Raw genomic sequence first — 23,112 nt, forward strand, 5'->3', positions numbered from 1 at the left:
AACTCCTCGCGTCGATGTTCACCGCGCTATAGGGTCTCGCCATCTGTAGCACGCTCCATCCCGCTGGACTGTGTTCGAGCATCTCTTGGCAAGGTAATCATTGATGAAAAAGATCGGCTTTCTCTCCTTCGGGCATTGGACGCCTTCGCCCCAGTCCGAGACACGCTCCGCTTCTGATGCTCTCCTCCAGTCCATCGATCTTGCCGTCGCCGCCGAAGAGCTTGGCGCGGATGGCGCCTATTTCCGGGTCCACCATTTTGCGCGCCAGTTGGCTTCGCCCTTCCCTCTCCTTGCGGCTGTCGGCGCCAAGACCAGCAGGATCGAGATCGGCACTGCGGTCATCGACATGCGCTACGAAAACCCGGTCTACATGGCCGAGGACGCCGGTTCCGCGGACCTTATCGCGGGTGGACGGCTTCAGCTCGGCATCAGCCGCGGCTCGCCCGAACAGGTGATCGACGGCTGGCGCTACTTCGGCTACCAGCCCGCCGAGGGAACGGATGCGTCCGACATGGCGCGGCACCATACCGAGGTCTTTCTCGACGTCCTGAAAGGCGAAGGATTCGCACAGCCGAATCCGCGGCCGATGTTTCCCAATCCGCCCGGAGCTCTTCGTCTGGAGCCGCATTCGGAAGGGCTGCGCGAGCGCATCTGGTGGGGTTCGAGTTCCAACGCGACGGCCGTGTGGGCAGCCGAGCACGGCATGAACCTGCAGAGCTCCACCTTGAAGGACGATGAGAACGGACTTCCCTTCCATGTTCAGCAGGCCGAGCAGATCCGCGCCTATCGGGAAGCGTGGAAGGCTGCCGGCCATCAGCGAGCGCCGCGCGTGTCTGTCAGCCGCAGCATCTTCGCGCTCGTCAGCGATCGAGACCGCGCCTACTTCGGCCATGGCAACAAGGAGGCCGATACGATCGGCTTCATCGACGAGAACACCCGGGCGATTTTTGGCCGCAGTTACGCGGCGGAGCCCGATGCTCTTATCCGTCAGCTTGCCGAGGACGAGGCGATTGCGGAAGCAGACACCCTGCTCCTGACCGTGCCCAATCAGCTCGGCGTCGCCTACAACGCCCATGTCATGGAATCCATCCTGACGCATGTCGCTCCAGCGCTCGGCTGGCGATAACCCCCGCCGCAGCGACCGGCCGCTCGCTTGGCTCGCCGTTTCGGCGGGCCGCTTCCCCGATCCGCGCCACTGTTTCGTTCATGGCCACATGGGAACGAACACGCCATGTCAAAGTTAATTTCGGCACCTTGCCAACACGTCTAAGATCAGCCTCTTGGGCCAAGAAGTGGCCCCGATGCAGGCCGTCCGCCGAAAAACGCGAGCGGGATCTCTCTGATGACGATGGTCGGATGGATCGAAAGCGCTGCCTGCGCATTGGTATATCAGACAGTCGCGAAGCCCGAAGGCGCCGACAGCACCATCCGGCAACGCCATACGCAACGAGGAGGCGAAGATGGTAATGCGTTTCGATGGTTACGAACAATCCAGAAACAGCGCCGAAGCGGGCCATTGCTCGGCGGCGACCAAAGCCGCGGTACGCAGTGCCCTGGAGGCGGCGGCTGCTTTTGACAGCACCCAGATCATCGTCTCGATTCTTGGCGATTTCGTTGTTCTTGAAGGCTTTGTGCGTTGCCGCGGCGACGACGGGCTAGCGGTGGACGTCGCGGCCGCTGTCGTTGGGCCCGCTTATGTTCACAACCGATTGATCTGCCGAGGCTCCATCCGCGATCCGCACTAACCTGATACCGCTACCCTACCGGTTGATGATGCAGGTCAGACGTTAAAAGCAAAAAAGCCTGCCGCGGGAGGAGGTGCGGCAGGCTTTCTTTGAATGGTCGAACAGCAACGGGAGGAGGAGTGTTGCTGTTCAGCAAAAGACCTTGGGAGGAGGAGTAGGTCTCTTGCGCTGCGAAGCGACACGGGAGGAGGTGCATCGCTTCGATGTTTGTTACAAAACACGATCGGCGCTCAATTCGTAGGCAGAAATTTGCAAGGCAGCCATGCGCTATGCGATTGCCGGGACGCTCGTACGAAACAAAAAAGGCGCCCGCTTTGCGGACGCCGACAACAGAGCCGATACCGTTCGGCTGAACTTAGCGGGCGATAGCTGCCCGTGCGACGCTAGCGATATCAGCGCGGGCGATACCAAGATCGTGAAGTTCGCGTGTGGTCATGCGGCCCAGCTCGGAGACCGTCTGACGGTACTTGCGCCAATTGTTGAAAGAGCGTGCTACGTTCATGTTAAATCCCCTTTCCGTGGGCTTTCGAAGCTCAGCTGCCAGTCCGTGGCGCTTTGTTTGCTTCGATGACGCTCATATAGGCGCAATCCCGACCGTCTAACAGACGCAAGTAATCACGCCACCTATGCGCAGGATGCATGACGACGTCCACGTCCTGGACGGGTCAGCGGCTGCCGTTTGCTCTCAAATGCCGGAAAAAGCGAGACAGTCCCCCATAGGCATGGTTAAGTCGTTACTTGAATACCCGGGCTCTGTAGCAGCTGCTATCGAGGCAGTAGAAAATGACGAAAAACCGCGGCGCAGTTTGCCATTGGCTGACGATCGCATGGGAGAAATCAATCAGGATGAGTGGGAGAACCTGATGCAGATACTGGAGCCCGCGCACGCGGCATGTGGGCTCTCGGACATCTCGCCGCTAAGAAAAAGGGAACCAGAATGAATAAGTTGCTTGCATCCACATGCCTCATGTTCAGTCTACTGGGAGGCATCTCCGTTGCCAACGCCGCCGAGTGCGGCACCGTCACCATCGCCAGCATGAACTGGCAGAGTGCGGAAGTTCTCTCCAACATCGACAAGATCATCCTCAACGAAGGCTATGGTTGCCAGGCAGAGATCACGGTCGGCGATACCGTTCCGACGATCACCTCCATGGCGGAAAAGGGCCAGCCCGACATTGCTCCCGAAGCCTGGATTGATCTTCTTCCGGATGTGGTCAAGCGCGGCGTCGATGAGGGCAAACTCGTCCAGGCTGCCACCGCCCTTCCCGACGGCGGCGTTCAGGGTTGGTGGATTCCTAAATACGTTGCAGACGAGCATCCCGACATCAAGTCGATCGGTGATGTCCTGAAGCATCCGGAACTGTTCCCCGATGCGGAAGATTCCAGCAAGGGCGCGATCTACAACGGCCCGCAGGGCTGGGGCGGCACCGTCGTGACGGCGCAGCTCTATAAGGCATTCGATGCTGAGAAGGCAGGCTTCACGCTCGTCGATACGGGTTCGGCCGCTGGCCTCGATGGCTCTGTTGCCAAGGCCTATGAACGCAAGAAGGGATGGGTGGGCTACTACTGGTCTCCGACCGCATTGCTCGGCAAGTACGAGATGGTGAAGCTCGAAGCCGGCGTTCCGGCGGACGCTGCCGAATGGAAGCGCTGCAACACCGTCGCCGATTGCCCTGATCCGAAACCGAATGCTTGGCCGGTCGACCACGTCGTGACCCTGGTCGCGAAGCCGTTTTCCGAGAAAGCCGGCCCCGACGTCATGGGCTACCTCAACAACCGCTCCTGGAGCAACGAGACTGTCAACAAGCTGATGGCGTGGATGACGGAAAACCAGGCAAGCGGCGAGGAAGGTGCGAAGCACTTCCTCAAGGATAGCGCCGACGTATGGTCGAAGTGGGTCTCCCCGCAAGCGGCAGAAAAGATCAAGGCTTCGCTTTGATCGAAGCGGTTGCGGCGCGTGAAAACGCGCCGCACTGATCGCCGAAAAGATATATAATCGCACGATCTCGGCTTCTTATAAAAATAAAGGGGAACCGGATGGAATGGCTATACAAATTCCCGCACATGGACGACGATTCCCTTCGGAATCTCAAGAAGGCCATTGACGATGGCTTTCGCGCTTTCACGCGCACGTACGGCGATGGCATCGAAGCCTTTTTTTCGCCGCTGCAGAAATTTCTGATCGCCTCGGAGCGTTTCATGACGCAGACGCCCTGGCCGATCATCACGCTGATCATTATGGCCATCGCCTGGGCTGCGAGCCGGAGCATCAAGGTCGTTCTGGGCTGTCTTTTCACGCTGCTGGCGATCGGCTATTTCGACATGTGGGACGACACCATGCGGACGATCTCCATGATCTTCGTCTGTACCCTCCTGTCGATTGCCATCGGCATCCCGATCGGCATCCTGATGTCCCGCTCGGATCGCTTTCAGCGCGTCGTCAATCCGCTCCTCGACGTGATGCAGACCATGCCGAGCTTCGTCTACCTGATTCCGGTCGTCATGCTGCTCGGTATCGGCAAGGTCCCGGGCTTGATCGCCGTCGTCATCTACGCCATCCCGCCGATGATCCGCCTGACCAACCTGGGAATCCGACTGGTCGACAAGGACGTTCTCGAAGCCGCCGATGCGTTCGGCTCCTCGAACTGGCAGAAGCTGAAGAATGTGCAGCTACCGCTGGCACTGCCGACGATCATGGCCGGCATAAACCAGACGATCATGATGGCGCTGGCGATGGTCGTCGTGGCCTCGATGATCGGCGTCCAGGGCCTCGGCCAACCCGTCCTCAAGGCGATCGCCAACCAGTATTTCACACTTGGTATCTTCAACGGTCTTGCCATCGTCGGCATTGCCATCATTTTCGATCGGGTCAGCCAGGCATACGGACAGCGACTCCAGAAGCATCGGGAGATCGTTCATGGCTAATCCGGCATTCGATGGCATCAGAGTTCGCAATCTCTACAAGATCTTTGGGCCCAACGCCCAGGCCTACGTCGAGGCTGTGAAGAACGGCATGACGAAGGCTGAACTGAACGCCAAGGCCGGGCTTATCCTTGGCCTCAAGAACATCAACATCGACATGCCCGCCGGCTGCATCCAGGTCATCATGGGCCTTTCGGGTTCCGGCAAGTCGACGCTGATTCGCCACATCAACAGGCTGATCGACCCGACCGCCGGCGAGGTGCTGATGGGCGGTGAGGATGTCGTCAAGATGAACCCGACGGAACTTCGCACCTTCCGTCGTCACCAGACCGCCATGGTGTTCCAGAAGTTCGCGCTATTGCCGCATCGCAACGTCCTCGACAACACCGTCTACGGCCTCGAGGTCCAGGGCGTTCCGAGGTCGAAGAGCGTCGACATCGCGATGAACTGGATCGAACGCGTCGGCCTCAAGGGCTTTGAAAAGAAGTATCCGAACCAGTTGTCCGGAGGCATGCAGCAGCGCGTCGGTCTGGCTCGCGCTCTCTCCAACGACGCTCCCGTGCTTCTGATGGACGAGGCCTACTCAGCGCTCGATCCATTGATCCGCATGGACATGCAGACGGTTCTTCTCGACCTCCAGAAGGAGATCAAGAAAACCATCGTCTTCATCACCCACGACCTCGATGAGGCGCTTCGGTTGGGAGACCAGATCGCCATCCTCCGAGACGGCGAGATCATCCAGCAAGGCACGAGCCAGGACATCGTGCTTCGCCCAGCGGACGAGTACATCGCGAATTTCGTTCGCGAGGTGAACCGCGGTCGCGTCATCCAGGTAGATGCCGTCATGGCGCCGATGACGCCCGGGTTCCAGGTGAACGGAACAACCGTTGCGTGCGGAACGACCATCGAAGATGCGATCCGCGTCTTGGCCAAGACACCGGCAGTCGACGTCGCCGTCATCGACCAGAGTGGCAAACCGATCGGTCTTCTCAACCTGCAACGCCTGGCGAGCGCCGTCGTGGCGCCACACTAGGCGCAATTCACGCGATAGCCTGCGCCGTTGGCTGAAACGGCGCAGGCCTCTTATTGGATGACCCATGGTTGTTTCGGGATTCATCATGTCGGAGACAACTCGGCCGGCCGAACAAGCGTGCGCCGTTTTCCTTGAAGATTACTATTGACGAAAAGCCTGCAGACCGTTGAATTGCCAAGGACAATTACGGGAGGGCGGACTCTTTGCCGAATAGTGACGGGTCGAGCGAGATGGCAGATGCGTTCCGCGACCGCGACTGGGCTGACACCAGCCTAGGCCCGAAAGAGAATTGGCCGGACTGCCTGAAGGTGGCGGTCGACATCATGCTGTCGGCCGATGCCCAGATCGTGATGTTCTGGGGCGAGGACTTCACTGCTCTTTACAATGACGCCTACAAGCCGACGATCGGCGGCAAGCATCCGCAGGCGCTCGGCCGCCCGGCAAGGGAAAACTGGGGCGAGTTGTGGAGCGATCTGGAGCCATTGCTGCGGCGCGTCCTCGATGAGGGCGAAACCGTCGCGGCCAAGGATCGCCCTTTCTACATCGAACGGCATGGATATCCCGAGACCGTCTATTTCGACATATCCTATTCTCCCGTGCGCGATGACACAGGAAAACCACTCGGCGTCTTCTGCATCGTCAACGAAACCAGCGAGCGAATCCGCTCAGAGAAGGCTTTGCGAGAGAGCGAAGAGCAGCTTCGCGCGATCTTCTCGCAGACGGCGGCCGGAATCGGCCAACTGGATCTCGACGGACGCATTCTTCTTGCCAATCGCCGCCTCTCCGAGATCGTCGGTTACACCGAGGCCGAACTGCTGACGATGCACATACAGGATCTCACGCTGGCGGAGGATTTGGAGGAAAACGCTCGCCTGCTGGAGCAGATGGTGACAACCGGACAGAGCTTCGAAATCGAGAAGCGCTACGTCCGCAAGGACGGGAGCCTTGTTTGGGTGTCCAACTCCGTGTCGGCCCTGCGCGACAGTGGCGGAGAGATACGTCAGGCGACGGCTGTTATCATCGATATCACCGAGCGAAAGCGCGCCCAGGAAGTGGAGCGCCGGCTGGCAGCCATCATCGCGTCCTCGGACGACGCCATCCTCGGTACCGATCTCAATATGAACGTCACCAGTTGGAACATCGGCGCCGAGAAACTCTATGGCTATCGAGCCGATGAGATGATCGGCCGCTCGGTCCTGATGCTTGTGCCGGACGACCGTCTCGACGAAGAGCCTGCGATCATCCGGGAGGTCAGCGCCGGGCGGAAGGTCGAGGCATACGAAACCAAGCGGCGGCGGCGGGGCGGCAGCCAGGTTGATGTCCTGCTCAGCGTATCCCCAATCTATGATGTCTACGGGCGGATCGTCGGCGCCTCGAAGATTGCCCACGATATCAGTGCACGCAAGGAAGCCGATCGGCTTCAGGCCGTGCTCGTGGGCGAGCTCAATCATCGCGTCAAGAACGTGCTTGCGACTGTGATGGCAATCGCCCGCCAGACTTTCGGAAGGGACGAAGCCTATCGCACCGGCGTCGATGCATTCGAAGCGCGCCTGGCATCGATGTCTCGCGCCCATGATCTGTTGACCCACGGTAGCTGGGAGCGCACGGCGCTTGCAGCCGTCGTCGAGCAATCAGTGTCACCCTATTCGGCCGAGCGCTTCCAAATATCCGGACCGCATTTGCAGGTCGCTCCGCGCGCCGTCGTTTCGATCTCGCTCGCGCTTCACGAACTGGCGACGAATGCGGCCAAGTACGGAGCGCTTTCGGTCCCGACCGGCCGCGTCGTGCTGTCGTGGTGGATAGAACCCGGCGACGCAGCGAGGCTTCGTCTGCGCTGGCAGGAGTCAGGCGGTCCGAAGGTGGAACCTCCCTCGAAGCGCGGCTTCGGCTCGCGCCTGATTGAAAGCCTTTTGGCAGCCGAACTGGGCGGCAAGGTCTCGATAATCTACGATCCGGATGGCGTCTTGTGCGAGGTGGATGCCGAGATGACGGATGCCTGGGAATACGACGCAGGCGCGCTCACATAGACGTCTCGCGGCCACGCTCAACGCCCCGGCAGAAAAACGCAATGCCAGCACTGCCGAGGGCCGCGCTGGCATTCCATAGTTTCGGCTCAATACCCGCGAGACGGCGTCAGAAGCCCAGCCGGCTCAACGGGCCGATGATCTTGCGGAATAGCATCGGTGGTGTGAATTCTTTCAGCAACTCACGCCGCTGCTCGGCATAGTCCCGCTTGTCCTTGGAGTTCGGGCGCGGCTTGAACAGCGTCGAATGCGATTTCCGCGTGTCATCCCAGGTCGCCGTGTAGTAGTACAGCGCGATGGAGAATCTTGAGCGCTCATCCGGCTGGGCAACGACGGTTGGGTTGCCGTGGAAGGACTCCGATGTCGTCGAGAAAGCCACCATGCGGTTGAAGAGCGGCACGAAACCCTTCACCTTCCCCTTCATCTCCTTGTCCCAGACTTCGAACGAGCCGCCCCACTCTTCGCGCCAATCCTTGTTGAGATAGATCAGCACGTTGATCCGGCGCTCGAGCTTCATTTTCGAATGAAGGTTGAAGTCCGCGTGGATATCGAGATGGCCACCATTCGCGACCTCGTGGATGCCGGCGCCGAAGAAGAACGGATCCGGGATCAACCCTTCGATGCCGGTGAGGTCTTCGAGGAAAAGCAGGAACGGTCGCGAGTTGAGGGCGTAAAACAGGTTCCTGGTATAGCTCGGAAGCCGCTCCGGCAGGTACGATGTCTTCTTGTTCTCCTGCGCACGCGCGAAGCTGCTCTCGGCAGCCGGCAGCGAGGAAAGATCGCTAAGCACCTTTTCGAGAATATCCGGCGGCAGGAAGTTGTCGATGCAGACATGCGGATAGGGCTCGTTGTGCTGGTAGGCCTCCGAATAGGATTTCGCCGCGGCACGCGCGGCGTCCGTATCGATCAACAAAGTCTCGGCATTCATTGGATATGCTGGATTTGCCATCGTTCCCTCCACTGGCGCATCGAGATTGTGGCAAAATCGTGAATCTTGTAAATGGTGCCGCTAGGCGGCAATTGGGATGAAAAATACACCTTTCGATCTAGGCGGCGACGAAAGTGCAGCGCCAAATCGCACGACCGGATCGACCAACAACGACTCTTCCGAAGACACCGAATTTTTAGAAAAGCATCATTCGAGGAGCCGGGCTACGCCCGGAAGGGGCGCTCAACCCGTTTGAAGGCTATCGCCAGAAACGAAAAAGCCTGCCGCGGGAGGAGGTGCGGCAGGCTTTCGAAAAATAATCGAACAGCAGCTGGGAGGAGGAGTGCTGCTGTTCCCACAGGCGCCCTTGGGAGGAGGAGTAGAGCGCTTGCGAATACGAAGGGCTGCGGGAAGAGGTGCAGCGCTTCGATGAAAAGGAGAATACAGGATTTTCGCCCAAATGATAGGCACGAACCTGCAAGGCAGCTATGCGTTATGCGCGTAGCGCGTAGCTGGATGTCGACTTCGCCCTATTTTCCGCAGTGAACGACCTTCCACAGGCGAAATAGGAGAATGATCGTGCGGATCCTGACGGCGGCTTTGGAAAACGGATCCTTTTCTGCTAGGAGGCGCCAATCAAAAAGGACATCGAGCATGGCTGCGGCGCGTTATCGTGAATATGTTATGGATCTGAAATCACGCATCGAGGCGCTTCATGCCGAACCGGAGCGGTTTCAGACTTACGAGTTGTCGATGGAGCTTCTCGCCAAGCAGAACCTGATCAGCTACTCGCTGAAGAAGCAGCGCGGCGTAACCGACAGTCTCTTCTATCGCCGGGACACCTCAACGGGTCAGGGCGTCCAGATGCAGCAGGAAACGGCATACAAGCTTTTCTCCGGCTTCCTCGGCCTTGGCGAATTTTTCGCCGCGACCGGTCGAACCGACGGGCTGAACGAGGAGGCCTTCGCCGAGCGACTGACGCGCAAGTGGCAGTATCCGAGCTGTGCGGTGCATCTTTCCTATCGGAAAAAAGGAAGTGAGTGGTCAGCGTCGATGAAGATGCTGTTCATTGGGCTCAACGGCGAGGCCGATTCCACCGCTTACGAGGACAGCATGGAGGATCCAACGCTTCTCGTGCAGCAACGCCCCTATTCGTCGGCCGTCCTTTGGGAGTGGAAGTAACCGATAGATTTCAGCCGGCGCCGCCCGCACGAAGCAGCGTCATGGTCTGGCCATCGGGCGCTTCCGCGAGCTGGTGCTGCGCCACCTCGCGCACAAGCGCCGCGATATCCTTAAGGAAGCTTCCCATTGCCGAGCCGCTTCGCCAGAAAAGCGCCAGCTGGCGGCTCGGCGAAACATCGTCGAAATGCAGAAGACGAATGTTCCCGCGAACCGGATAAAGCGTGGCCAGTTCGGGCAGCAGGGTAATTCCGACGTCGGCGCTGACCATCTGGCGCAAGGTTTCCAGGCTGGTGGCGCGGAAGGATGCACGTTCGGTTGCGCCTGACAGCCGGCAGACATCAAGTGCCTGATCGCGCAGGCAGTGGCCATCTTCCAGCAGCATCAGGTCAAGCCCTCGAAGCTCGTCCAGGGACAGGTGGGCACGGTTTGCAAGATGGTGTCCGGCCGGCACGGCCAGCAGAAACCGTTCCGCGAAAAGCGGCTCGGACTTCAGCCGCTCGTCATTGACGGGAAGAGCAAGAATTGCGGCATCCAGTGTTCCGTCACGCAGCCGCATCAACAGGCTGTCGCTCTTCTCCTCCGTCAGCAGAGTTTCAAGATACGGGAAAGCCGCTCGCAATCTCGGAACGACATGCGGCAGGAGATACGGCCCAAGCGTCGGGAAAATCCCGAGCCTCAAAGTTCCAGAGCCCGGATTCTGGCTGCGTAGGGCCGCGGCCTTCATCTCGCCGATCTCGGCCATGATGCGGCGAGCCCGTTCGACCGCATCCTGCCCGAAGGGCGTCAGCATCACCGCACGGGGTGTGCGTTCGATCAACGGCGCCCCCAGCGCCTCCTCGAGCTTGCGTATCTGCGTCGAGAGCGTCGGCTGCGTAACAAGGCAAGCTTCCGCCGCCTTGCCAAAGTGCCGGTGCTCCGCCAGGGCGATCAGATATTCAAGCTCTCGAAGTGTCATTCGCTATCGCTGACGTTACGCGGCCTTGACCGCATCCGCTGCCGTATCGGCATGACGGATCAGATAGTCGAAGGCACCGAGAGACGCTTTCGCGCCTTCACCCAAGGCAATCACGATCTGCTTGTAAGGCACCGTCGTGCAGTCACCGGCGGCAAAGACGCCGGGGGCCGATGTCTGGCCGTGATGATCGACGACAATCTCGCCCCGGGGAGAGAGGTCGATAGTGCCCTTCAGCCACTCGGTATTGGGCAGGAGGCCGATCTGAACGAAGATGCCTTCGAGAGCGAGCGTGTGCCGCTGCCCCGCGATGCGGTTGTCATAGGCGAGACCGGTCACCTTCTGGCCATCGCCCAGCACTTCGGTTGTCTTGGCCGAGAGCAGAACGTCGACATTGGGCAGGCTTTCAAGCTTGCGCTGCAGCACCTCGTCGGCCCGCAGCTTGGAATCGAATTCGATCAAAGTCACATGCTGAACGATATTGGCGAGATCGATCGCAGCCTCAACGCCGGAATTACCGCCCCCGATGACTGCAACGCGCTTGCCCTTGAAAAGCGGGCCGTCGCAATGCGGGCAGTAAGCAACGCCCTTGTTGCGATAGTTGTCCTCGCCCGGCACACCCATCTGCCGCCAGCGCGCGCCCGTCGCGATGATGACGGTCTTCGATCGGAGAGCAGCGCCGTTCTCGAGCTCCACCGACACAAGACCCTTACCTGTAACCAGCTTGCGCGCGCGCTGCAGGTTCATGATGTCGACGTCATAGTCCCGAACGTGTTCTTCCAGGGCCGCGGCGAAGTGCGGTCCCTCTGTATGGCGAACCGAAATGAAGTTCTCGATGGACATGGTATCCAGCACCTGTCCGCCGAAGCGCTCCGCAGCCACGCCTGTCCGGATTCCCTTTCGGGCCGCGTAGATTGCAGCAGCCGCGCCGGCAGGGCCACCGCCGACCACGAGAACGTCATAGGGTGCGCGATCGTTGAGGCGCTCGGCGGCGCGTGCGGCGGCATTCGTGTCCAGCTTGGAAACGATTTCCTCGATCTCCATGCGGCCCTGCCCGAAGACCTGACCATTGAGATAGACCGTGGGTACCGACATGATCTGGCGGCTCTCGACCTCTTTCGGGAAGAGCGCTCCGTCGATGGCGACATGCTTGATCCGCGGGTTCAACACGGCCATCAGGTTCAAAGCTTGAACGACATCCGGGCAGTTCTGGCAAGACAGCGAGAAATAGGTTTCGAACGTCAGGTCGGCGTCCAGATCCTTGATCTGATTGGCGATCGCCTGTTCGATGCGCGGCGGATGGCCGCCAACCTGAAGCAGCGCCAGAACGAGCGACGTGAATTCGTGTCCCATCGGGATGCCTGCAAAACGCAGGTTTATGTCATGTCCGGGGCTCGTCAGCGCAAACGATGGCGCACGCTCTTCCTGGCCTTGTAATTCCGTCAACGAGATCTTGTCGCAGAGTGATACCAGCGCATTCAGCAGCTCCGACAACTCGCGAGATTTTGCGCTGTCGTCCAGCGATGCCACGATCTCGATCGGGCGGACAACACGTTCCAGATAGCTTTTGAGCTGGGATTTCAGGCTTTCGTCGAGCATTGCGCACTCCGCTAAATAGATTCATCTGCCGCGCAAGCGGCACGGCCGGTCGTGAGCCGCCCCCAATCGAGGGAGCGGCTCACCGATCAATCAGATCTTGCCAACGAGGTGTAGCGAGGGAGCGAGCGTCTTTTCGCCCTCTTCCCACTTTGCAGGGCATACTTCGCCCGGATGCGCGCGGACATACTGGGCTGCCTTGATCCTGCGCAGCAGATCGGCGGCGTTGCGTCCCACGCCTTCTGCCGTCACTTCCATGGCCTGGATCACGCCATCGGGATCGACGACGAAGGTGCCACGGTCAGCAAGGCCTTCGGCTTCGCGCATGACGTTGAAGTTGCGCGTGACGGTGCCGGTCGGGTCGCCGATCATGGTGTACTGGATCTTGCCGATCGTCTCGGAGCTGTCGTGCCACGCCTTGTGCGTGAAATGGGTATCCGTCGAAACGGAATAAACCTCGACATCGAGACGCTGAAGTTCGGCGTAGTGGTCGGCGACATCACCGAGCTCGGTCGGGCATACGAACGTGAAGTCAGCGGGATAGAAGAAGAAAACCGCCCACTTTCCCTTCGTGTCGACGTCGGTCACTTCGACGAACTTGCCCTGCTTGTAAGCCTGGGCCTTGAAGGGCTTGATAGCGGTATTGATGAGGGACATGCGGACTCCTGTGAATTGCTGCGAAGCGAGATATCGCTTTCGCGGCGCAACATAAACAGGCGTCCGCCATAAATGAAATAGATAAGCTATAAAATTCCGATAGAGAACATCAATCGATCCCTATCGGAAAAGCACGATGCGGCGCCAGCGGTCCTTTAGACCGAACGCCCCAAGCCGCCGTCGACGCGGATGTTCTGGCCGGTAATGTAGCCAGCGCCTTCAGATGCAAGGAAAGCGATGGTGGCGGCAATCTCCTCGCTCGTTCCATAGCGCCTCATCGGAACCGAATCGCGTCGCTCCTCGGTGCCCGGCAGGCTGTCGATCCAGCCCGGCAGCACGTTGTTCATGCGGATATTATCGGCCGCATAGGTGTCGGCATATATCTTCGTGTAGGAAGCAAGGCCCGCCCGGAAGACGGCGGATGTCGGAAACATCGCGGCGGGCTCGAACGCCCATGCCGTGGAAATATTGACGATCGCGCCCGACTTCTGCGCCTGCATGATTGGCGTGACCAGCCGCGTCGGCCGGATCACGTTCATCAGGTAGACGTCGAGCCCCTTGTGCCAATCCTCGTCGGTGATCTCGATGATCTGCGCCCGCGGTCCGTGGCCGGCGCTGTTGACGAGGACATCGATCCGCCCCCAGTTCGACATGGCAAGATCGACGAGGCGCCGCATGTCGTCATTCGATTGATTCGAACCGGTGACACCGACGCCCTGAAGTTCCGCGGCCAATGCCTCGCCCTTGCCCGACGACGACAGAATGGCAACCTTGAAACCATCAGCAGCAAGCCGGCGTGCCGCCGCTGCTCCCATTCCGCTCCCACCAGCTGTTACGAGCGCTACTTTTTGCGTTGGCATATCGCTGTCCTCTTCTTCAATGGAGTTCGACTTCAAGAATTTACCAGACCGGCAGCCTGCTCAGTGACCATCGACCGGCACGGCCTCGGTCGGGACAGTCCCCAACAGGTTCTTGCGATGGAAGATGAACAATCCCGCCACGACGATGATCGTTCCTCCCACAATCACGTACATATCAGGAATGTCGCCGAAGAAAGCGTACCCGAATGCAATCGCCCATATCAACAGGGTGTATTGCAGCGGCGCCAGCAATGAAGCGGGCGCAAGCTTCAGTGAGCGCGTGATCAGCAGATGCGCGCAGGATGCGACGACGCCGAGCGCCAGCATGCTGCCGAGCTCGAGCGGCGTGGTCTGCTGCCATGATCCGATCGACAGGACGACGCCGACGACAAGCGCGGCCAGCATCTGCCAGGTTACCAGCGTCGTGTCGCTGGTGTTGCGCAGATGCCGGTTGAGCACCAGGGACATCGAGAAGGACAGGCTGCCGATAATGCCGAAAAGCGATGGTAACGACAGCATCGCCGAAGATGGGCGAAGCGCGATGACCACACCGCAGAAGCCGAAGAGGACAGCGAGCCAGCGGCGCCAGCCGATACGCTCGTTCAGGAAGAAGTGCGACAGCGCGGCGACATAGATCGGTCCAGCCATGTAGAACGTCATGACGTCAGCGAGCGGGAGGTAGGCAACGGCAGCGTAGAAGAGGACAACATCAAGCGTGGCGAACAGGACGCGCAGGACCTGCAGGCCCTTTCGCTCGACCCGAAACAGCTTTTCCGGCCCCTGCTTCACCAGCAGCGGCCCGAGTACGATGAAGCAGCCGAGCGAACGGATAAGCAGCACCTGCCCGAGCGAAAAATTCGTGACCAACCATTTGCCCATGGCATCGTTCAGCGCGAAGAGAAGGTCTCCAAGCAGCATCAGGACGACCCCGACCAGAACGGCGTTTTTGACGCCTGATGCCGTGGGTTGAAGCTGCATGTCGGATTCCTTTTGTCGGCCGCCGCGGCGCTGCGGCTGCCGGGCCGTCGCTGATATCGCTCAGCGTGTCAAGTCACGCGAACGCTATATGCCCTTGCCACGCAACATTTCGATGATGGCCGAAAAATCCCGCCCTCCGTTACCCTGCTTCTCGAAGAGAGCATAGAGCTGCGCCGCCTCCGCCCCGAGCGGCGTCGAGGCACCCGTGGAGAGCGCTGCTTCCTGGGAGAGACGGAGATCCTTCAGCATGAGAGCGGCGGCAAAACCCGGCTTGTAGTCATTGTTGGCCGGCGAGGCGGGTACCGGCCCCGGCACCGGGCAATAGGTGCTGACAGACCAGCACTGCCCCGAGGATGTCGACGCGACGTCGAAGAGCGCCTGATGCGACAGACCAAGCCTTTCACCGAGCGCGAATGCTTCGCACACCCCGATCATCGATATGCCTAGGATCATGTTGTTGCAGATCTTCGCCGCCTGCCCTGCGCCCGCCTCACCGCAATGGATGATCTTCTTTCCCATGGCTTCGAGCACCGGTCGTGCCTTTTCGAATGCCTCATCGGAACCGCCGGCCATGAATGTCAACGTCCCCGCCGACGCTCCGCCGGTGCCGCCGGAAACCGGAGCGTCGAGAGACAAACATCCGGCTGTCCTGGCCAGCTCATGAGCTTTTCGCGCGCTGTCGACATCAATGGTCGAGCAATCGATTACCAGGGTGCCGCTCGCGACTGAGGCCAGGATATCAGGCCAAGCGGTCAAGACGTGCTTTCCCTGGGGTAGCATCGTCACGACGATCTCCGCCCCCGAGACGGCTTGGCTGATGTGGCTCGCGGGCGTCACGCCATTTCCTTCCGCGGCCTGCAGAACAGTTGCGGCCAGATCGAACCCGGTCACCTCGTGGCCAGCCTTGACGAGATTGGCGGCCATCGGCCCGCCCATATTGCCAAGTCCGATAAATGCGATCCGTGCCATGCCATTCTCCTATTTAAGACGAGGATCGACCACACTGTCGCGATCCGCGCCCATCCGGCATGTGCCGACCGGGTGAAAGATCGTCGTGCCTATATCTCCTGCCGATCAACGACGGTAGACAAAGCCGAGTTTCCGTCCGAGGCGCGACGCGTAGAATTCACCGATGATGCCGCGGCGGAAGATCAGCACGCAAACCATGAACACGATGCCCGTGATGATCGTCACCGGGAATTCCGACGTTGCGAGGTAGTTTTCCAGCGTGACGACCAGGCCCGCGCCAAACAGCGGGCCGATCAGCGTGCCGATACCGCCAAGCAGCGTCATGAGGATCACCTCGCCCGACATCTGCCAGGCGACATCGGTCAAGGTCGCGAACTGGAAGACTAGCGACTTCACGGCACCCGCCAGCCCCGCCAGGGCTGCGGACATCACGAAGGCGCCGAGCTTGTAGCGCGCGACGGAGTAGCCAAGCGATATTGCTCGCTGCTCGTTCTCGCGGATCGATTTCAGGATCATTCCGAACGGCGAGTTTATGAAGCGCCAGATAATCACGATGCCGACGACGAAGACGGCCAGCACGAAGTAATACATGTTGGTCGAACTGTTGAGGTCGATGAAGCCGAACAGGTGGCCGCGTGGCACGGACTGGATACCGTCCTCGCCATGCGTGAACTTCGACTGCAGGCAGAAGAAGAAGAACATCTGCGACAGAGCCAATGTGATCATCGCGAAATAGATGCCCTGGCGGCGGATCGCGAAAAAACCCATCACGAGACCGAGAACGGCGGCACCGGCCACGCCGACGAGAATGCCAAGCTCCGGCGAGAGCCCCCATTCCTTCACGGCATGCGCCGTAAAGTAGGCGGCGCCGCCGAAGAACGTCGCATGGCCGAACGAGAGAAGGCCGGTATAGCCAAGCAGCAGGTTGAAGGCACAGGCAAACAGCGCGAAGCACAGGAGCTTCATCAGGAAGATCGGATAGAAAAAGAATGGCGCCAGCAACAGGAGCAGCAGGCCGATGATCAGGAAGGCCGCCTGCACCGACAGCGCGGTCCGGCTCTTCTCGGCCCTGATGGTTTCGCTGATCTCAGTCATCGTCACGCATCCCGGCCGAAGAGGCCCGCGGGCCTGATGAGGAGAACAATCGCCATGATGACAAAGATCACGATGTTGGACGCCTCCGGATAAAAGACCTTGGTCAGGCCTTCGGCAATGCCAAGGAAATAACCGGTGATGATTGCTCCCATGATCGAGCCCATCCCGCCGACCACGACGACGGCGAACACAACGATGATCATACTGGAGCCCATCAGCGGCGATACCTGATAGATCGGCGCCGCCAGCACACCGGCGAAGGCCGCAAGGCCGGCCCCAAGCGCGTAGGTCAACGTCAGCAGAACCGGCACGTTGACGCCGAAAGCCTGGACGAGCGTCGCGTTTTCGGTGGCGGCCCTGAGATAAGCGCCGAGCTTCGTCTTCTCGATCAGAAGCCAGGTACCGAGGCAGACCACCAATGAGACGACGACCACCCAGCCGCGATAGATCGGCAGGAACATGAAGCCGACGTTCACGGCACCGGTGAGGGCCGCGGGCGGCGCATAGGGTTGGCCTGAAGAACCGTAGAGATAGCGGAAGGTGCCTTCGACGGCGAGCGCCAGACCGAAGGTGAAGAGCAGGCCATAGAGCGGATCGAGGTCATAAAGCCGGCGCAGGAAAAGCCGTTCGATCACGGCACCCGCCAGTCCGACAATGATCGGTGCCAGGATCAGCGACGGCCAATAGCCGATGCCGGCATAGGCAAGCAGTAGATAGGCAGCAAAAGCACCGAGCATGTATTGCGCGCCATGCGCGAAGTTGATCACCCGCAAGAGGCCGAAGATGATGGCAAGTCCGAGACTCAAGAGGGCATAGAAGGAGCCGTTGATCAGGCCGATCAGCAGCTGACCCATGAATGCCTGCAGGGGAATGCCGAAGATCATCGTCATCAGGTCACACTCCCAGAACCTTGTGCAGCGTACCCATCCGCTCCGGCAATTCGCCAACCGGGAATTCCGACACCATCTGCCCGTGATCCATAAGATAGAACCGATCGGCGATCCGGCTAGCGAAGCGGAAATTCTGTTCGACGAGCAGGATCGTCATGCCGCGTTGCTTCAATTGCTTCAGCACCTCGCCGATGCGTTGGACGATAACGGGCGCCAGTCCCTCGGTCGGCTCGTCGAGCAGAAGCATGCGAACACCGGTGCGCAGGATGCGGGCGATCGCCAGCATCTGCTGCTCGCCACCCGACAGTTTCGTGCCCGGACTGTTGCGACGTTCGTAGAGGTTCGGGAACAGCTCGTATATCTCGTCGGTGGCCATCCCGCCCGAGGCCACTACGGGCGGGAGCAGCAGGTTTTCGGACACCGTCAACGTCGAGAATATGCCTCTTTCCTCCGGTACGAAGCCGATGCCGCGATGCGCGGTCTTGTGCAGCGGCACCTGCATCATGTCCTCGCCGGCGAAGGTCAGCTTGCCCTTTCTGGAGCGGACAATGCCGGTGATGGTGCGCAGGGTCGTCGTCTTGCCGACGCCGTTGCGGCCAAGGATGGTGACCGTCTCGCCTTCTCCGACCCGCATGTCGACACCATGCAGGATATGGCTTTCGCCATACCAGGCATTCAGCCCCTGGACCTCCAGAAGTGCCGCCATCACGCCTCCTCCGCGCCCATATAGGCCTGACGCACCCGCGTATCGGCACTGACCGTCGCATAATCGCCTTCGGCCAGAATTTCTCCACGCTGCAGGACCGTCACATGCTGGCAGATGGTGGCGACAACCGACAGATTGTGCTCAACCATGAGAACGGCGCGGTCGCGCGCCACCTCGCGGATCAAGGCAGAGATGACGCCGACGTCCTCCTGCCCCATGCCGGCCATTGGCTCGTCGAGCAGCAGTACGCGGGGATCAAGGGCAAGCGTCGTTGCGATTTCGAGCACGCGCTTGCGGCCGTAGGAAAGATCGGCCGCGATCGCGTCGCGCTCCTTGGACAAGCCGACCTTCGCCAACAATTGTTCCGCGCGATCGTTCAGGGCGTCCAGCGCCGACAGCGGACGCCAGAACTGCGTCGACAGATTGTTGGGCCGCTGCAGAGCAACGCGCACATTGTCGAGCACGCTGAGGTGCGGAAACACCGCCGAAATCTGGAACGATCGGACCAGCCCCATGCGCGCCACCTTGTCCGGCGCGGTCCTAGTGATGTCAGTTCCCATCAGCGTGATCGTGCCTGACGTTGGCTGCAGGAACTTCGTCAGTAGATTGAAGACCGTCGTCTTGCCGGCGCCGTTAGGGCCAATGAGGGCGTGAACGCACGCGTCGTGCACGTCGAGATCGACATTCTTGACAGCAGTGAAGCCACCGAAGTCACGGCGCAGACCGCGGGCGGAGAGAACCACCCGCGGCGTTGCGCTCGATTGGGTTGCGGAGACCGCCATCGGTTCAGTTCGCCAGGGTGCAGCCGCTCTTGGCGGGATCGATATAGGCCTCCTTGCCGGGGATGGTTGCGAGAACGTTGAAATAATCCCACGGCTCCTTGCTGTCGGCAGGCTTCTTGACCTGCAGCAGGTACATGTCGTGGATCATGCGGCCGTTCGGACCAACAGTGCCGCCGCGACCGAAGACATCGTCGACAGGCAGTTCGTGCAACTGCTTGGCGACAGCCTCGGTATCGTCGGTACCGGCTTTGTCGACGGCCTTGAGGTACTGCAGAACCGCCGAGTAGGTACCCGCGTGGATCATGTTCGGCATCTTGCCCGTGCGGGCAAAGAACTTCTTGCCGAACTCGCGGCTCTTGTCGTCGAGGTTCCAGTAGTAGCCTTCGGTCAGCGTCAACCCCTGCGCTGCTTCGAGGCCAAGGCCGTGAACCTCGGCCAGTGTGAAGAGCAGCGCCGCCAGATGCTGGCCACCTTGCGTAATTCCGAATTCAGCCGCCTGCTTGATGGCGTTTGCGGTATCGAGACCTGCATTGGCAAGGCCGATAACCTTTGCCCCTGACGACTGCGCCTGCAGCAGGAAGGACGAGAAGTCCTGCGTCGACAGCGGGTGACGAACGGATCCGACGACCTTTCCGCCGTTGGCCTTCACGAAGTCACTCGTCTGCTGCTCCAGGGAGTAGCCGAAGGCATAGTCCGCCGTCAGGAAGAACCAGCTGTCACCGCCCTGCTTGACGAGCGCGCCGCCGGTACCGACCGCAAGAGCGTGCGTGTCGTAAGCCCAGTGGAAACCGTAGGGCGAGCAAGCCTTGCCGGTCAGGTCGGTCGTCGCCGCGCCGGTGACGATATCGATCTTCTTCTTTTCCTTCGCCACGGCCTGAACCGCGAGCGCCACCGACGAGGTGGTCAACTCCATGATCGCGTCGACCTGCTCGGTATCATACCACTGGCGGGCAATGTTGGAGGCGATGTCGGGCTTGTTCTGGTGGTCGGCATCGACGATCTCGACCGGAACGCCGAGCACCTTGCCGCCGAAATCCTCCACGGCCATCTTTGCGGCCTCGACGGAAGACTTGCCGCCGAAGTCGGCGTAAACACCGGATTGGTCGTTCAGGATGCCGATCTTCACCTTACCGTCGGATGCACCGTCGGCGAGCACAGCGGTACTGCTTGCAAGTAGAAATGCCAGCGACGCAATGAGATTCTTTCGCATAAGTCTCTCCTCCCAGAGATTGGCCAGAATGCGGATCTGTTCAAATTTGGCCAGCCGCTCTCCTCAAAGCTGCCAACCCGTGCCTCACGATCACGGAATTGCACCAATCAGGCAAGGCCGCTTTACAACTAATTCCAAACAGTATCTGTTCGTTTTTGAACAGAACTATCGTTCGGCACCGCTCCAACCCAGGGAATGCAGATCGTTAGGGCGCTTTCGTTGGAACCTAGGGCGGACCACGGCGACGTGCAGGCTGCATCGCATTAGACGAAAGACCAATATCGAGCGGGCGGAAGACACAGATGAACAATCCGCCGCAATTTACCTGGGACGATCTTCAGTTCTTTCTGGCGGTTGCCCGCACCGGCCAGTTGTCGACCGCAGCCCGGCAATTGCGCACCAGCCATGCGACCGTCTCGCGGCGCATCGACAGGCTGGAGTTCGCGCTGAAGGTCAAGCTCTTCGAGCGCAACCCGCGCGGCTACGTGATGACGGCGATGGGTGCGCGCTTCGTCGAGACTGCCGAGAAGATGGAACAGGAGACCGAACGGCTGCGCGCCGATCTGACCGATGGCGCGACCACGCAGCGTGGTGTCGTTCGCCTCAGCGCACCCGAGGGCTTCTCGAACTTCTTCTTCGCACGCGTGCTGCCGCAGTTCGTCGCGCGCCATCCCCATCTGTCGCTCGAGTTGGTCACGATCCAACAGATCATGTCGCTGTCGCGCAAGGAGGCCGACATCTCCGTCATTCTCGACGAGCCGAAGGGCGGACCCTATTTTTCCGACAAGCTCACCGACTACCATCTTCAGGTCTACAGCTCGCGGGACTATCTGCAGCGAAGCGCGCCGATCACCTGCCGCGACGATCTTTTGGAGCATCCCTTCATCAGCTACATCGAGGAGATGATCTTCGCCCCCGGCCTCGATTACCTCGGCGACGTGCATCCCCGCATCAAGCCGCAGTTCCAGAGTTCCAGTATCTTCGCGCAGTTGACGGCGACCAGAAATGGCCTTGGGCTGTGCGTGCTTCCCTATTTCTTCGCGAGCCGCTACCCGGAACTTGAGCGGGTTCTTCCCGACGAAGTCGATCTCAAGCGACATTACTGGATCACCTGTCATCGTGACCTTCGCCAGTCGCCGCGGGTTCGGGCGGTCATCGATTTCCTGCGGGAAGCGGTGACCGGCGAGGATGTCAGGTTCGTCCCACCCTGGGTCAAGCGTTAGATCGGGGGCCGAAATCCCCTGGCGAGTTGACCCTTCCAACCTGCGGGTCTATGCCCGAAGAGTGTTCGCACCGGCAGGTGAACGAGGAGGAACGACCATGCAGCATACCCGCGAGATCTTCGACTGGGCCGATCCGTTCCGGCTTGTGGAGCAGTTGACCGACGAAGAGCGCATGGTGCAGGAAACCGCCCACGCCTATGCCCAGGACAAGCTGGTGCCCCGCGTCCTCGAAGCCTTCCGTCATGAAAAGACCGATCCTGAGATTTTCCGCGAAATGGGCGAGCTTGGACTGCTTGGACCGACGATTGCCCCGGAATATGGCGGCGCCGGTCTCGGCTATGTCGCCTATGGCCTGATCGCCCGCGAGGTCGAGCGCGTCGACAGCGGCTACCGCTCGATGATGAGCGTACAGTCCTCCCTCGTCATGGTGCCGATCGATGCCTTCGGCTCCGAGGCGCAGAAGCAGAAATACCTGCCGAAACTTGCGACCGGCGAATGGATCGGCTGCTTCGGCCTGACCGAACCGAACCACGGTTCGGATCCAGGTTCGATGGTGACGCGGGCACGGAAGGTCGATGGCGGCTACAGCCTCTCCGGCGCCAAGACCTGGATCTCCAATGCCCCGATCGCCGATGTCTTCGTCGTCTGGGCTAAGACCGAGGACGGCGTTATCCGCGGCTTCATCCTGGAGAAGGGTTGGAAGGGCCTGTCGGCGCCGGCGATCCATGGCAAGGTCGGCCTGCGCGCCTCGATCACCGGTGAGGTGGTCATGGACGAGGTCTTCGTGCCGGAAGAGAACCTTTTGCCTGATGTCACCGGTCTCAAGGGACCGTTTACCTGCCTCAACTCGGCCCGCTTCGGTATTGCCTGGGGAGCGCTGGGCGCTGCCGAAGACTGCTATGCCAAGGCCCGCCAATATGTGCTCGACCGCAAGCAGTTCGGCCGTCCGCTGGCGGCCAACCAGCTGGTCCAGAAGAAGCTTGCGGACATGATCACCGAAATCTCGCTCGGCCTGCAGGGCTGCCTCCGGCTCGGCCGCATGAAGGAAGACGGGCATCCGCCGGTCGAGCTGACCTCGATCGTCAAGCGCAATTCCTGCGGCAAGGCCCTCGATATCGCCAGGCTTGCCCGCGACATGCTCGGCGGCAACGGCATTTCCGACGAATTCGGCATCGCCCGCCATCTCGTCAACCTCGAGGTGGTCAACACCTATGAGGGGACGCATGACGTTCACGCGTTGATCCTCGGCCGCGCCGTTACCGGCATTGCCGCCTTTGCCAACTGAACCAAGGCGATGTGCTCGGCGATGGGACCTGAGAGCTGCCGATCCGCTAGAGAACTCGGAACCTAAATGCGTTTC

Annotated in this window: 22 protein-coding genes and 1 pseudogene; 9 read left to right on the forward strand and 14 right to left on the reverse strand. The window is 60.2% G+C overall.

The annotated features are described in order from the left end of the window. The first annotated feature begins 103 nt into the window (after positions 1 to 103). Positions 104 to 1,126: an LLM class flavin-dependent oxidoreductase gene (locus ASE04_RS21430; protein ID WP_056821707.1), complete on the forward strand. Its 1,023-nt coding sequence runs from the start codon at positions 104 to 106 to the stop codon at positions 1,124 to 1,126. A gap of 334 nt (positions 1,127 to 1,460) precedes the next feature. Continuing rightward, positions 1,461 to 1,745 (forward strand): BON domain-containing protein, encoded by a 285-nt coding sequence (locus ASE04_RS21435; protein WP_082597427.1) that lies wholly within the window; start codon positions 1,461 to 1,463, stop codon positions 1,743 to 1,745. 355 nt (positions 1,746 to 2,100) lie between these two features. On the opposite strand, the gene ASE04_RS30310 is transcribed toward ASE04_RS21435, so the two are convergent. Continuing rightward, positions 2,101 to 2,247: a DUF1127 domain-containing protein gene (locus tag ASE04_RS30310; RefSeq protein ID WP_082597428.1), complete on the reverse strand. Its 147-nt coding sequence runs from the start codon at positions 2,245 to 2,247 to the stop codon at positions 2,101 to 2,103. Positions 2,248 to 2,682: 435 nt separating this feature from the next. On the opposite strand from ASE04_RS30310, the gene ASE04_RS21445 reads away from it, so the two are divergent. From ASE04_RS21445 to ASE04_RS21460, 4 genes are all read left to right on the forward strand, one after another. Continuing rightward, complete coding sequence (locus ASE04_RS21445; protein WP_056821713.1) at positions 2,683 to 3,684, forward strand: ABC transporter substrate-binding protein; 1,002 nt, start codon at positions 2,683 to 2,685, stop codon at positions 3,682 to 3,684. Between the two features lie 98 nt (positions 3,685 to 3,782). Next, complete coding sequence (locus tag ASE04_RS21450; protein ID WP_056821715.1) at positions 3,783 to 4,670, forward strand: ABC transporter permease; 888 nt, start codon at positions 3,783 to 3,785, stop codon at positions 4,668 to 4,670. Next, positions 4,663 to 5,700 carry a quaternary amine ABC transporter ATP-binding protein gene (locus ASE04_RS21455; protein WP_056821717.1) on the forward strand — a complete coding sequence of 346 codons (1,038 nt, stop codon included), beginning with the start codon at positions 4,663 to 4,665 and terminating at the stop codon, positions 5,698 to 5,700. The genes ASE04_RS21450 and ASE04_RS21455 overlap by 8 nt, the downstream gene beginning before the upstream one ends. 230 nt (positions 5,701 to 5,930) lie before the next feature. Next, entirely contained in the window at positions 5,931 to 7,727 is a 1,797-nt protein-coding gene (locus ASE04_RS21460) for a PAS domain S-box protein (RefSeq protein WP_056821719.1), read from the forward strand. A 106-nt stretch (positions 7,728 to 7,833) separates the two neighbouring features. Here the strand turns inward: ASE04_RS21460 and ASE04_RS21465 are convergent, their stop codons facing one another. After that, a complete protein-coding gene (locus ASE04_RS21465) occupies positions 7,834 to 8,673 on the reverse strand; it encodes a 2OG-Fe(II) oxygenase (protein ID WP_056821721.1) in 840 nt (279 codons plus the stop codon). Positions 8,674 to 9,306: 633 nt separating this feature from the next. On the opposite strand from ASE04_RS21465, the gene ASE04_RS21470 reads away from it, so the two are divergent. Next, on the forward strand, positions 9,307 to 9,834 hold the full coding sequence (locus tag ASE04_RS21470) for a hypothetical protein (protein WP_056821723.1): 528 nt from the start codon (positions 9,307 to 9,309) through the stop codon (positions 9,832 to 9,834). A 10-nt stretch (positions 9,835 to 9,844) separates the two neighbouring features. Here ASE04_RS21470 and ASE04_RS21475 read toward each other — a convergent pair whose 3' ends face one another. From ASE04_RS21475 to ASE04_RS21525, 12 genes and pseudogenes are all read right to left on the reverse strand, one after another. Further along, a complete protein-coding gene (locus tag ASE04_RS21475) occupies positions 9,845 to 10,789 on the reverse strand; it encodes a LysR substrate-binding domain-containing protein (RefSeq protein ID WP_056821724.1) in 945 nt (314 codons plus the stop codon). A gap of 15 nt (positions 10,790 to 10,804) precedes the next feature. Further along, positions 10,805 to 12,385 carry an alkyl hydroperoxide reductase subunit F gene (ahpF, locus tag ASE04_RS21480; protein WP_056821728.1) on the reverse strand — a complete coding sequence of 527 codons (1,581 nt, stop codon included), beginning with the start codon at positions 12,383 to 12,385 and terminating at the stop codon, positions 10,805 to 10,807. 90 nt (positions 12,386 to 12,475) lie between these two features. After that, positions 12,476 to 13,039 (reverse strand): alkyl hydroperoxide reductase subunit C, encoded by a 564-nt coding sequence (gene ahpC / locus ASE04_RS21485; protein ID WP_056821733.1) that lies wholly within the window; start codon positions 13,037 to 13,039, stop codon positions 12,476 to 12,478. 155 nt (positions 13,040 to 13,194) lie between these two features. Continuing rightward, complete coding sequence (locus ASE04_RS21490) at positions 13,195 to 13,899, reverse strand: SDR family oxidoreductase (RefSeq protein ID WP_056822666.1); 705 nt, start codon at positions 13,897 to 13,899, stop codon at positions 13,195 to 13,197. Between the two features lie 60 nt (positions 13,900 to 13,959). After that, positions 13,960 to 14,877 carry a DMT family transporter gene (locus ASE04_RS21495; protein ID WP_056821735.1) on the reverse strand — a complete coding sequence of 306 codons (918 nt, stop codon included), beginning with the start codon at positions 14,875 to 14,877 and terminating at the stop codon, positions 13,960 to 13,962. Between the two features lie 84 nt (positions 14,878 to 14,961). Next, positions 14,962 to 15,846 (reverse strand): 3-hydroxyisobutyrate dehydrogenase, encoded by an 885-nt coding sequence (mmsB, locus tag ASE04_RS21500; protein WP_056821737.1) that lies wholly within the window; start codon positions 15,844 to 15,846, stop codon positions 14,962 to 14,964. Between the two features lie 12 nt (positions 15,847 to 15,858). Further along, a pseudogene (locus ASE04_RS30315) lies at positions 15,859 to 15,951 on the reverse strand (GMC oxidoreductase); the annotation flags it as partial. Further along, complete coding sequence (locus ASE04_RS21505) at positions 15,952 to 16,941, reverse strand: branched-chain amino acid ABC transporter permease (RefSeq protein WP_056821739.1); 990 nt, start codon at positions 16,939 to 16,941, stop codon at positions 15,952 to 15,954. It abuts the pseudogene before it with no gap. A 2-nt stretch (positions 16,942 to 16,943) separates the two neighbouring features. Next, the gene (locus ASE04_RS21510; protein WP_056821740.1) at positions 16,944 to 17,831 is read right to left on the reverse strand and encodes a branched-chain amino acid ABC transporter permease; all 888 of its coding nucleotides are present in this window, start codon (positions 17,829 to 17,831) and stop codon (positions 16,944 to 16,946) included. A 4-nt stretch (positions 17,832 to 17,835) separates the two neighbouring features. Continuing rightward, complete coding sequence (locus tag ASE04_RS21515) at positions 17,836 to 18,537, reverse strand: ABC transporter ATP-binding protein (RefSeq protein WP_056821742.1); 702 nt, start codon at positions 18,535 to 18,537, stop codon at positions 17,836 to 17,838. Continuing rightward, positions 18,537 to 19,319 (reverse strand): ABC transporter ATP-binding protein, encoded by a 783-nt coding sequence (locus ASE04_RS21520; protein ID WP_056821744.1) that lies wholly within the window; start codon positions 19,317 to 19,319, stop codon positions 18,537 to 18,539. Before ASE04_RS21520 ends, ASE04_RS21515 begins: the two co-directional genes overlap by 1 nt. A gap of 4 nt (positions 19,320 to 19,323) precedes the next feature. Then, entirely contained in the window at positions 19,324 to 20,529 is a 1,206-nt protein-coding gene (locus tag ASE04_RS21525; RefSeq protein ID WP_056821746.1) for an ABC transporter substrate-binding protein, read from the reverse strand. Between the two features lie 302 nt (positions 20,530 to 20,831). Between ASE04_RS21525 and ASE04_RS21530 the strand changes: the two genes are divergently transcribed. Next, the gene (locus tag ASE04_RS21530; RefSeq protein ID WP_056821748.1) at positions 20,832 to 21,752 is read left to right on the forward strand and encodes a LysR family transcriptional regulator; all 921 of its coding nucleotides are present in this window, start codon (positions 20,832 to 20,834) and stop codon (positions 21,750 to 21,752) included. A gap of 97 nt (positions 21,753 to 21,849) precedes the next feature. Beyond that, a complete protein-coding gene (locus ASE04_RS21535) occupies positions 21,850 to 23,037 on the forward strand; it encodes an acyl-CoA dehydrogenase (protein ID WP_056821750.1) in 1,188 nt (395 codons plus the stop codon). Positions 23,038 to 23,112: the final 75 nt, after the last annotated feature.

It is taken from the genome of Rhizobium sp. Root708 (assembly GCF_001429725.1).
Taxonomy (GTDB): domain Bacteria; phylum Pseudomonadota; class Alphaproteobacteria; order Rhizobiales; family Rhizobiaceae; genus Rhizobium.

Bases quoted from the DNA above. Each gene is read 5' to 3' on its own strand.
- ASE04_RS21430 (WP_056821707.1), top strand. From the start codon at position 104: ATGAAAAAGATCGGCTTTCTCTCCTTCGGGCATTGGACGCCTTCGCCC.
- ASE04_RS21435 (WP_082597427.1), top strand. From the start codon at position 1,461: ATGGTAATGCGTTTCGATGGTTACGAACAATCCAGAAACAGCGCCGAA.
- ASE04_RS30310 (WP_082597428.1), bottom strand. From the start codon at position 2,247: ATGAACGTAGCACGCTCTTTCAACAATTGGCGCAAGTACCGTCAGACG.
- ASE04_RS21445 (WP_056821713.1), top strand. From the start codon at position 2,683: ATGAATAAGTTGCTTGCATCCACATGCCTCATGTTCAGTCTACTGGGA.
- ASE04_RS21450 (WP_056821715.1), top strand. From the start codon at position 3,783: ATGGAATGGCTATACAAATTCCCGCACATGGACGACGATTCCCTTCGG.
- ASE04_RS21455 (WP_056821717.1), top strand. From the start codon at position 4,663: ATGGCTAATCCGGCATTCGATGGCATCAGAGTTCGCAATCTCTACAAG.
- ASE04_RS21460 (WP_056821719.1), top strand. From the start codon at position 5,931: ATGGCAGATGCGTTCCGCGACCGCGACTGGGCTGACACCAGCCTAGGC.
- ASE04_RS21465 (WP_056821721.1), bottom strand. From the start codon at position 8,673: ATGGCAAATCCAGCATATCCAATGAATGCCGAGACTTTGTTGATCGAT.
- ASE04_RS21470 (WP_056821723.1), top strand. From the start codon at position 9,307: ATGGCTGCGGCGCGTTATCGTGAATATGTTATGGATCTGAAATCACGC.
- ASE04_RS21475 (WP_056821724.1), bottom strand. From the start codon at position 10,789: ATGACACTTCGAGAGCTTGAATATCTGATCGCCCTGGCGGAGCACCGG.
- ahpF (WP_056821728.1), bottom strand. From the start codon at position 12,385: ATGCTCGACGAAAGCCTGAAATCCCAGCTCAAAAGCTATCTGGAACGT.
- ahpC (WP_056821733.1), bottom strand. From the start codon at position 13,039: ATGTCCCTCATCAATACCGCTATCAAGCCCTTCAAGGCCCAGGCTTAC.
- ASE04_RS21490 (WP_056822666.1), bottom strand. From the start codon at position 13,899: ATGCCAACGCAAAAAGTAGCGCTCGTAACAGCTGGTGGGAGCGGAATG.
- ASE04_RS21495 (WP_056821735.1), bottom strand. From the start codon at position 14,877: ATGCAGCTTCAACCCACGGCATCAGGCGTCAAAAACGCCGTTCTGGTC.
- mmsB (WP_056821737.1), bottom strand. From the start codon at position 15,846: ATGGCACGGATCGCATTTATCGGACTTGGCAATATGGGCGGGCCGATG.
- ASE04_RS21505 (WP_056821739.1), bottom strand. From the start codon at position 16,941: ATGACTGAGATCAGCGAAACCATCAGGGCCGAGAAGAGCCGGACCGCG.
- ASE04_RS21510 (WP_056821740.1), bottom strand. From the start codon at position 17,831: ATGACGATGATCTTCGGCATTCCCCTGCAGGCATTCATGGGTCAGCTG.
- ASE04_RS21515 (WP_056821742.1), bottom strand. From the start codon at position 18,537: ATGGCGGCACTTCTGGAGGTCCAGGGGCTGAATGCCTGGTATGGCGAA.
- ASE04_RS21520 (WP_056821744.1), bottom strand. From the start codon at position 19,319: ATGGCGGTCTCCGCAACCCAATCGAGCGCAACGCCGCGGGTGGTTCTC.
- ASE04_RS21525 (WP_056821746.1), bottom strand. From the start codon at position 20,529: ATGCGAAAGAATCTCATTGCGTCGCTGGCATTTCTACTTGCAAGCAGT.
- ASE04_RS21530 (WP_056821748.1), top strand. From the start codon at position 20,832: ATGAACAATCCGCCGCAATTTACCTGGGACGATCTTCAGTTCTTTCTG.
- ASE04_RS21535 (WP_056821750.1), top strand. From the start codon at position 21,850: ATGCAGCATACCCGCGAGATCTTCGACTGGGCCGATCCGTTCCGGCTT.